The following is a 3,030-nucleotide window of genomic DNA, read 5'->3' as shown; positions in this document are numbered from 1 at the left end:
AGAGCCTATATTGCGTATTACAACTCACGTAGGATACATACAACACTGGGGGACGTAGCCCCTATCGAATTTGAGAAATGTGCTTAGAGAGGTGTCCGGTTAGATTTGACCACAACACTGAGCCTTACCGATCTTCTCATGTGGCACAAATCCCTTACCATTATCAGCGGTGATCGTGAGTACTAAGTACCTATAGGGCTCAAGCAGTACAGCAGTAGAATGCTGGTCTACAGCCTGGCTAGCACCGCCTTAAAATATCCAAAAAACAGTGCAGCCTACAAATTTAATTTACGTATTAAACGCCCACTGGTGGTCCCTTGTACCAATAGGGAAAAAAGTACAACACCAAATACCATTGACTGAATAGTCCACCAGTAGGGCAGCTCTACCGGCAACGATAATACTAGCGCAACCGCAATAACCCCCCTTAAACCGCCCCAACTCATCAAGAGTCGCCAGGATTTTGGTATGGGTGGACCCACAAATCGTGTAAGCGGGGCAACCAGAAAGACCGAAAGGGCTCGCGCCCCTAGAGCCGCAGCTGCGGCGATAAACATTGCCAACCACTGGTGGCTGAACATTTCGAAGGTAATTACCAGCCCCATAATAACGAAAATAATATTGGTGAAAAACAAACCCATCCATTCCCAGGTTGGCCCAGCATGAGCCAGATAGGTAGTATTTTGTTTGCTGAGACAGGCGCGAGCGACGATTGCGCACATCATGACAGAAATGATACCCGACACATGTAAAATACTTTCTGCCAGATAGAAGCTGCCAAACGCCGCTATTACCAAAGTCATTAGTGCCGCATTGGGTGACCGGAGAAACAAAATAATCAGCGTTGTGATCAAACCACATACAAAGCCCACCGCGACACCACCAAAAAATACCATACAAAAATAAAAACTGACTGAGCCGATACCCAGTGAGGGCGCCTCAGGGGCCATGGAAGAACCTTCAACAATTCCGTAGGTCGCCAAGCCTAACACGAGGGAATAGAGCACCACGGCTGCTGCATCATTGAAAAGACTTTCTCCATCGATCAGTGTCAGCAAGTCCTCACCGGTTTTTTCCTGCCTCAACTTGTTCATCACCGATACTGGATCGGTTGCCGCTAAAATCGCTCCGGTTAACATCGCTGCAACCCACGGAAATCCTTCCGGGTGACCAATACCGTAATAGGTTATCGCTGCTATCAGTACCGCACAAATCACCAAACCCAGTGTTGAAAACAACAAGATTGCTCCGGTCCATCGCTTTAAGACTTTGGGCTCCAACTGCCAGGCAGACTCAAAAATTAAAACCGGCAAAATAACAAAAAATACCAACTCCCTCAGGCTGGTGGCTCTCAGTCCTGTATCATAATCGATAACAGGCAATAGAAGTGCCGCCAGTATCCCGGCCAAAAGGCAGCCCAGCGTATTATCGATGCGCAATATACGGGAAATACCTAAGCCAACAATTGCAGCCACCGCAAGATAAAGGCCCTGACCAACAACAGTGACGACATCACTCACGAATCACTCCCAACTTTATACAACTAACAACATAATAAGATACCCCTTTAACTCAAAGATTTTTATAAAATCATGTGACGCAACGATTCATAGCCAATATTTTCATAATGATCACCTAGCGCACAACAAAGTGGCTTGCACCGTCGTGACTATTCAATGTTTCGAAACACCCGAAAACAAATTCAGCATGTTGACTTGTCGCACAAGTAATTACCATTAATGGATGGACTGCATGTTTGTGAACAATCATGCCAAAGGAAAATATTGGGCTCTGCGCTATTACATAAAACGTAAATTCCACGACATCACTCAATTGGCAACCCGAATCAAAACTGATTGCAAATGGCGCACGATTACTTAAACTCAATATCAGTTGCTCCTGAAGATTTCTGGAGGGATCAATCAAACCACCCAACCGCACCTCTATAGAAGTATGAGAATTAGCCATTGCAGAATAAGTGCCAGCCACATCCAACCCATTAGGTGGTCCACACAAGGCTCCGGAGTCGATTGAAAAAGTTACCTCAGCTGTCCCCGGATAGGTTGGCAAACCCTGAGCAGCAAATAGCGCCATGGCGTAATAAATTTTCGCTAATGAAACCTGCTCCCTCCTATTGAACAACACAAAGTAAGCAACAATTTCTGGCGACAACAACCGAAGAATGACATGCCTTCGGCGTTGAAAGACTGGGGCTATTTTTTCAACTAGCCACTTTTGAGGATCACCCGCCCCCTGCGGGGTGGATTCAGCTCCCAAATGACCCGCTGACGGAAGACAACTGCCTGTGCTATCAAAAAATGACTCTATATCCCGTGCGTCAAAGTACTTATAAGGCTCAAGAAAGTCGTCCAAATCACAAAAAAGCGCCATAATTGACCGTCCATCCAGAGCCGCATGGTTATCAATTACAACCACCCTCTCGACTTCATTTTTCTGATTGACATATAACGTTATGCTATAGACATACTTTTCCACGCCTATATAACTATTCTCATGCCATAGATGCTCGCTCTCAAAGTCAAATATTCCATCAAATTTTCGAACGGAAAATGGTATTGATTCAAATGCCACGACACATAACCAACGCAGTCGATTTTCCACTTCGACCCTAGCACGGAGAATGGGGCGTCTATTATGCAGGAAGGCAAAACCGCCCATTAGCTGGTCACTGCCAATGGAATCACATAGCCCGACAAATAAAACCAACAGCATTCCATCATGGGATTTTTTGATCAGCACAATAAGTAAGGCCTGTTGAGCCCTTAACTCCCGTGAAAGTGGCTCTTTACACATATCCGAGCCTCACTTGTTCTGCGATCATTTTGGCACACCTCCTCACAGTATAGGAGAATAATGATTGTAACTATTCAGCACTAAATACAAAGTTTCCCAAAAAATATATTCATGAGACAACAACACTTCGGACAGTTTCATGCAGCTATAGCCCCATAGTTACTGTACCGCTCGTAAATACGGGCAACTTTTCCGCAACTCAGGTCAAGATCTAAC

2 protein-coding genes are annotated in these 3,030 nt (G+C 45.3%); both read right to left on the bottom strand.

Features of this window, described 5'->3' with window-relative positions:
* Positions 1–275: 275 nt before the first annotated feature.
* Positions 276–1,520, bottom strand: a complete 1,245-nt coding sequence (locus MO867_RS21295) for a cation:proton antiporter (protein ID WP_252472871.1) — start codon at positions 1,518–1,520, stop codon at positions 276–278.
* 115 nt (positions 1,521–1,635) lie between these two features.
* Positions 1,636–2,814, bottom strand: coding sequence for a hypothetical protein (locus tag MO867_RS21290; protein ID WP_252472868.1), 1,179 nt, complete (start codon positions 2,812–2,814; stop codon positions 1,636–1,638).
* Positions 2,815–3,030: the final 216 nt, after the last annotated feature.

This window comes from Microbulbifer okhotskensis, assembly GCF_023895975.1.
In the GTDB taxonomy this organism is placed as follows: domain Bacteria; phylum Pseudomonadota; class Gammaproteobacteria; order Pseudomonadales; family Cellvibrionaceae; genus Microbulbifer; species Microbulbifer okhotskensis.
This window is presented reverse-complemented; position numbering and strand designations above follow the sequence as displayed.

Coding starts and splice junctions, on each gene's coding strand:
- MO867_RS21290 (WP_252472868.1), bottom strand. CDS start 2,814: ATGTGTAAAGAGCCACTTTCACGGGAGTTAAGGGCTCAACAGGCCTTA.